This window comes from Raoultella sp., assembly GCF_039594335.1.
In the GTDB taxonomy this organism is placed as follows: Bacteria; Pseudomonadota; Gammaproteobacteria; order Enterobacterales; family Enterobacteriaceae; genus Klebsiella.
In genome coordinates, this window is sequence record NZ_JBCNNS010000178.1 from 1 (window position 1) to 6,894 (window position 6,894).

At 61.5% G+C, this 6,894-nt stretch carries 3 protein-coding genes; all 3 read right to left on the reverse strand.

Annotated features, from left to right (window positions below; translation table 11 throughout):
* Positions 1 to 2,425, reverse strand: a 2,425-nt coding sequence (locus ACZAHD_RS20480; RefSeq protein WP_462458390.1) for a molybdopterin oxidoreductase family protein, incomplete at its 3' end; no start/stop codon positions are given.
* A complete protein-coding gene (gene nirB / locus ACZAHD_RS20485; RefSeq protein ID WP_462458391.1) occupies positions 2,425 to 6,486 on the reverse strand; it encodes a nitrite reductase large subunit NirB in 4,062 nt (1,353 codons plus the stop codon). The genes nirB and ACZAHD_RS20480, both read right to left, overlap by 1 nt.
* Positions 6,487 to 6,495: 9 nt before the next feature.
* On the reverse strand, positions 6,496 to 6,894 hold a 399-nt coding region (locus tag ACZAHD_RS20490), incomplete at its 5' end, for an ABC transporter ATP-binding protein (RefSeq protein WP_462458392.1).

Sequence of the window (6,894 nt, forward strand, 5' to 3'; positions counted from 1 at the left end):
CGGGGGCCGTCTCGCCGCTTTTTTTCCCACCGAGCAGGGCGTGACGGTGCGCGGGCGTTTCCGGGGGAGAGTGAAACGCATCGGCGATCCACCCGGCATCGATTCCCGGCTCGCAGATATCGCACCACCAGCCCAACATCAGCTTGCTCTCATGCCAGGCCAGCAGACTCCATACCGTCCCGGCCCGCGCCGTTTGCATCTGCCACCCCTGCTGATGACACCATTCGGTTAGCCATTCCTGCGGAGGGTATTCTCCGGCTAAAGAGAGATGGTTTACCGCCAGCGCCGCCCGCCGACGCCAGTGGACGGCAGCCGGCAGCGGAACCGGCTGGCGACAAAACAGTTCCCCGTGCCAGGCGGGACGCCAGAGGGCAATCGCCACCGCCGCCTGTTTGCTCTCCGGCTGTCCGGACCAGGGATCCGTCACCGCCGACAGCAGGTCGTTGACCCTTCCCCGGCGGGCAAACTGATTATTCCAGTGCATCGGCACAAACAGCGAGCCGGGGCGCTGCCCGCGGTTGACCACCGTTTTGGCCACCATCACACCGTTGCGCGACCAGATTCGCGCCAGTGCGCCCTCGCGCAACTGCAGTCGTCGGGCATCCTCTGGCGCGACCTCGACGATCGGTTCGGCAATATGCTGCATCAGACGCAGCACGCTACCGGTACGGGTCATGGTATGCCACTGATCGCGAATGCGGCCGCTATTGAGGATCAGAGGATAAAAGGCGTCGGTCACGGCGCGCGTGGCCTGAGGCGTCACCGGCACCATGCGCAGTTTACCATCGCCATGCCAGCCTTGCTGTAAATCAAGAGCGCCGCCGCTGCGGCTGACCGGCCAGCGAACCGGTGCCAGGTTGTCCCACTCCTCACGACTGAGATCCGCCAGCCCACCGATATCGAACGCCCGCTGGCCGTTATTTTCAAATGCCGAAAGCGCGGCATGCTCGCTGAAAACCTCGTGCGGATGGCGCCAGGCAAATGCCGCGCCAAAGCCGAGCTGTTCAGCCACGCGAGCGATGATCCACCAGTCGGCTTTAGCTTCTCCCGGCGGCGGCAGAAAACTGCGCTGGCGGGAAATACGCCGCTCCGAGTTAGTGACGGTGCCATTTTTTTCTCCCCACGCCAGCGCCGGGAAACGGATATGGGCAAACGCTGCCGTATCCGTCCGGGCGCTCACATCGGAGACGATCACCAGCGGGCACCCGGCCAGCGCCTGGCTGACGGCCAGGCTGTCCGGTAACGACACTACCGGGTTAGTGCCCATAATCCACACCGCTTTCACCTCACCGCGGCCAATGGCGGCAAACAGCTCCACCGCCGTCAACCCCGGCGTCTGCGCCAGGCGTTCGCTGCCCCAAAAACGCGACAGCCGATGCAGGTCCTGCGGCTCAAAATTCATATGCGCGGCCAGCATCGTTGCCATGCCACCCACCTCGCGGCCGCCCATCGCATTAGGCTGCCCGGTCAGCGAAAACGGCCCGCAACCCAAACGCCCGTATTTCCCGCAGGCCAGGTGAACGTTAATAATGGCATTACACTTATCGCTACCGCTGGCCGACTGATTGATTCCCATGGTGTAGAGCGTTATCGCCCGCGGCGCGGCAATGAAGTCGCGATAGAACCTGGCGACCTGCTCCACCTCCAGCCCGCAGAATCCGGCAACCTGCGCCGTATCCCAGGCTGCGGCGGCGTCCAGCGCCTGCGACTGGTCGCGAAAATCGCCCGTTAGCGCGCCAGCCTCAGCAATCGCTCTCAGTAAACCGACAAACAGCCCACCATCGCTGCCGGGAGCAACGGCCAGGTGGCTATCGGCGATATCGCAGGTCGCGGTTCGTCGCGGATCAATCACCACCACTTTCATCTGCGGATTATCCCGTTTCGCCTGAACCAGCCGCTGATACAGCACCGGATGCGCCCAGGCGGCGTTTGAGCCCACCAATACCACCAGATCGCTGTTTTCCACATCCTCGTAACTGCACGGTACTACGTCGGCGCCAAAGGCGCGCTTGTATCCGGTCACCGCCGAGGACATACAGAGCCGGGAGTTGGTATCGATATTGGCAGCGCCGATAAATCCCTTCATCAGCTTATTCGCCACGTAGTAATCCTCGGTCAGCAGCTGTCCGGAGGCGTAAAACGCCACCGCCTGTGGCCCGTGTTGCTCAATGATTTGCCGCAGCCGACTACCGGCAGCCGTCAGCGCCTGTGACCAGCTGACCACTTCCCCTTCCAACTCCGGCCTCAGCAAGCGCCCTTCCAGACCGGTGGTTTCTCCAAGCGCCGCGCCCTTTACGCACAGGCGGCCTTGGTTTGCCGGATGGCGCTCATCGCCGCGCACGCTGACCAGACCATTTTCCTCCCTCCGCGCCAGCACGCCGCAGCCGACACCGCAGTAGGGACAGGTGGTTCGGATTTCATCCATCATGAAGCCTCCGCACGCGCCAGCAGAAGATGATTCCCTACCCACACTGTACCGTTTTCGACCTTCACCGGCCAGGCGCGGACCATCGGTTCACCGCCATCGCTGGGGCGACCATCGCGCAGCCGAATGCGGTGTTTATACAGCGGTGAAATGACAATCGGCTCCCCGCCAGCATCGCCCAGTATGCCGCGCGACAGCACGTTGGCATCGCTACCGGGCTCCAGATTGTCGAGGGCATAAACCTGCTCACCAAAACGGAACAGCGCAATCTGACGCTCGCCCAACCGCGCACCGATCCCGGCCTGCGCGGGAATCGCCTCCAGATCACAAATGGCCTGCCATGGGCGAGCCGACACCTCGCCTTCGCGGCGTACCGGCGCAACAACCGGCTGCGGCTGGCCACGTAACATTTGCCGCTGTACGGCGTCATCCGGCTTATCGCTGTTAACATAAGAACGGAACAACGCCAGCCGCTGCGGATCGTTCAGCGTGGTCTGCCATTCACACTGGTAGCTCGCCACCACCTGCGCCATCTCCTGCTCCAGCTCTTCGCCAATGCCCAGGCTGTCTTCAAGGATCACCTCACGCAAGTAGTCGATTCCGCCTTCCAGGTTATCCATCCAGGTACTGGTTCGCTGTAGCCGGTCGGCAGTGCGGATATAGAACATCAGCAGCCGGTCAACCGTACGGATCAGCGTCGCGTCGTCGATGTCGCTGGCAAACAGATCGCCATGTCGCGGCTTCATACCGCCGTTACCGCAGACATAGAGATTCCAGCCTTTTTCCGTGGCAATCACCCCGATATCTTTCCCCTGCGCCTCGGCGCATTCGCGGGTACAGCCAGAGACCGCCATTTTAATCTTGTGCGGCGCACGCAGCCCCTTGTAACGATGCTCAAGCGTAACCGCCAGCGCCGTCGAGTCCTGCACGCCATAGCGACACCAGGTCGAACCGACACAGGACTTCACCGTTCGCAGCGACTTTCCGTAGGCGTGACCGGTTTCAAAACCAGCCTCCGCCAGCTCACGCCAGATGGCTGGCAGTTCTTCGAGACGGGCGCCAAACAGATCGATACGTTGGCCACCGGTAATTTTGCTGTACAGCTGGTAACGTTTGGCAATCTGCCCGATGGCAATCAGCCCGTCCGGCGTCACTTCTCCTGCCGCCATACGCGGGACCACGGAATAGGTGCCATCTTTCTGAATATTGGCGAAGTAGCGGTCATTGGTATCCTGTAGCGGCAAATGCGCCGGTTTCAGTAAGTATTCGTTCCAGCAGGAGGCCAGAACCGAAGCCACCAGCGGCTTACAGATTTCACAGCCGTGTCCCTGACCGTAACGACTAATCAGTTGATCAAAGGTGCGGATATGGTTCACGCGCACGAGGTGATAGATCTCCTGACGCGACCACGGGAAGTGTTCGCAGATATCTTTTTTCACTTCAACGCCCTGCGCCGAAAGCTGGTACTCCATCACCTGCTTGACCAGCGCGCTGCATCCGCCGCAGCCGGTGGCAGCTTTCGTGCAGCTTTTTATCGCGGCGATGTCACCCGCACCGCTATTAACCGCCTGACAGATATCCCCTTTACTGACGTTGTGGCACGAGCAGATCTGCGCGCTGTCCGGTAACGCCGCCACCCCCAGCGCTTTTGGCGTGCTCCCCTCCAGCGCCGGCAGAATCAGGCTTTCCGGGCGCGCGGGCAGCGCCATCGCGTTCAACATCATTTGCAGCAGCGTGGCGTAATCGCTGGCATCGCCCACCAACACGCCGCCCAGTAGCGTTTTGCTCTGCTGGCAGACGACAATTTTCTTGTAGATTTGCCCCGGACCGTCCGTCCACTGGTAGCTCTGGCTACCGGGGGTACGCCCCTGGGCGTCGCCGAAAGAGGCGACATCGATCCCCAGCAGTTTCAGTTTGGTACTCATATCGGCACCGCTGAAACTCGCCTCTTCCCCGGCCAGCATTGCCGCCGCCGTTCTCGCCATCTGATAGCCCGGCGCCACCAGGCCATAGATTTTGTTCTCCCACAGGGCGCATTCGCCAATCGCCAGCACCTGCGGATCGGAGGTGCGACACTGATTATCGATAACGATTCCGCCACGTTCGCCCACCATCAGTCCGCTGCCACGCGCCAGTGTATCCTGCGGGCGAATACCGGCGGAAAATACCACCATATCGGTGGCGAGCGATCCGCCATCGGCAAAGTTCAGCACCAGACCGTCTGCATCGCGTACGATCGCCTGCGTCGATTTGCTGGTGTGCACACCGACGCCAAGTTCAGTGATTTTCTCCCGCAGCATCGCAGCGCCCGGGCTATCCAGTTGGACCGCCATCAGATTCGGCGCAAACTCCACCACGTGGGTTTCCAGCCCCAGTTGCCTGAGGGCATTGGCGGCCTCCAGCCCCAGCAGACCGCCGCCAATCACCACCCCGCGTTTTGCGCCACTGGCGCAGGCGGCGATACGGTCGAGGTCGTCGAGGGTGCGGTACACAAAACAGCCATCCTGATCGTGGCCCGGCACCGGCGGGACGAAGGGATATGAGCCGGTCGCCAGCACCAGTTTATCCCAGTGGGTTTCATGGCCGCTGGCATCACGTACCACCCGCGCTTCGCGGTCAATGGCCGTAATCGTCTCAGACAGCCGCAATTCGATGCCGTGCTGGTCGAAGAAATCACCTTCCACCAGCGACAGAGATTCCGCGCTACGACCGGCAAAATATTCTGATAAATGCACCCGGTCGTAGGCAGCATAACGCTCTTCGCCAAACACCACGATCCGAAACTGTTGATGCAGGTTACGGCTGACGCATTGTTCAAGAAAATGGTGGCCGACCATGCCGTGTCCGACCAGCACTAAAACAGGTTTTGTCATAGAAAGTTCACCTACAGCGCGCGGCTGCGTTGAAGAAGGATCAAAAAGCCAGTCTGTTCGCGCGCTGGTGCCCAGCAGCGCGGTGAGCGGTGCGGCATTTGCGCAGTCGCCCAACAGTAAGACGCCGTGTAGTTTGCCGTCGTGGACCAGCAGGCGGCGGTAGTGGCGGGCCAACGGGTCCCAGCTGGTCCAGAGCTCATCGTGGTCGCCGGCCTGCAGTTCGCCGGCACTGAACAGCGCGATCCCGGTGACTTTCAGGCGAGTACCGCTGTCCTGCCAGTGAAAATCCGCCTCCGGCGCGCCGCATAGCCGCCCGGCCAGTACCTCCGCCTGGCGCAGACAAGGCGCCACCAGCCCCCAGGTCTGGCCATCAATTTCGCAGCATTCGCCAATGGCGCTCACTCCCGGCAACGCGGTAGCCAGCTGACGGTCAACGATAATGCCGCGCCGACACGCCAGTCCGCTCCGCTGCGCCAGCTCAATGTTGGGGCGCACACCGGTCGCCAGCACCACGCGACTGGCGGCAAAAGTGCGGCCATCCTCCAGCACAACGTCATGCTCGCGAATCTCGGCAATCGCGCAGTCCGTGACGCACTGAATACCTCGCTCCTCCAGCTGTTGCTGTAACTGCTGGCCGGCAAAGGCATCGGTTTGCTGTTCCATCAGTCGGTCGCCGCGATGAAGCAAAGTGACGTTGTCACCATGGCATCGTAACGCGGCCGCAGCCTCGACACCGAGCACCCCGCCGCCGATCACTACCGCCGGGCCGCCGGTTGCCAGGATAGCGGCCACATCGGCAAAAGTGCGAAACGTATACACGTGCGGCAGCGCCACACCGGGCAGCGGCGGGATGAACGCCTGTGAACCGGTGGCAAAGATCAGCTCATCCCAGGCCAGCTCACCTCGCGTGGTACGCAACGTTCGCATCGGCATATCAACCGCCAGCACCGATTCGTCGCTGCGTACTGTCACGCTATGCTGGTGATACCACTCCTCAGGCAGTAGTTGCGTTTGCGCCAGCGTTTTTTCCCCGCTCAGTACCGGTGACAGCTGGATACGGTTATAGGCCTGCCAGGGTTCATCACCGATAATCACTATCTGAAATTTATCGCCCCCCCGCGCCACCAGCGTCTCCGCCAGCCGGGTGGCCGCCATACCATTGCCGATAATCACCAGTCGCCGCTTCATCGCCGCCCCTTACGCCGCCTTCGGCTGTTTTTCGTAGAGGAAATGGAGAATCTGCTGACGCAGGTGGTGATAATGGCTGTCTTCCGCCAGTTGGACACGATTGCGTGGCCGAGGCAGGTCGATAGCGAGAATCTCTCCCACTGTTGCCGCCGGGCCGTTGGTCATCATCATCACGCGGTCAGAGAGCAGCACCGCCTCATCAACATCATGGGTAATCATTACAATGGTGGTGTTCAGCGCCTGCTGAATCTGCATCACCGCGTCCTGCAGATGGGCGCGGGTCAAGGCATCGAGTGCGCCGAACGGTTCATCCAACAGCAGCACTTTCGGCTTCATCGCCAGCGCTCTGGCAATCCCGACCCGCTGCTTCATCCCGCCGGAGATCTCCCCCGGACGTTTGTGCAGAGC

Excerpts from the sequence above, each read along its gene's own strand:
- nirB (WP_462458391.1), bottom strand. The coding sequence starts at position 6,486 with ATGAAGCGGCGACTGGTGATTATCGGCAATGGTATGGCGGCCACCCGG.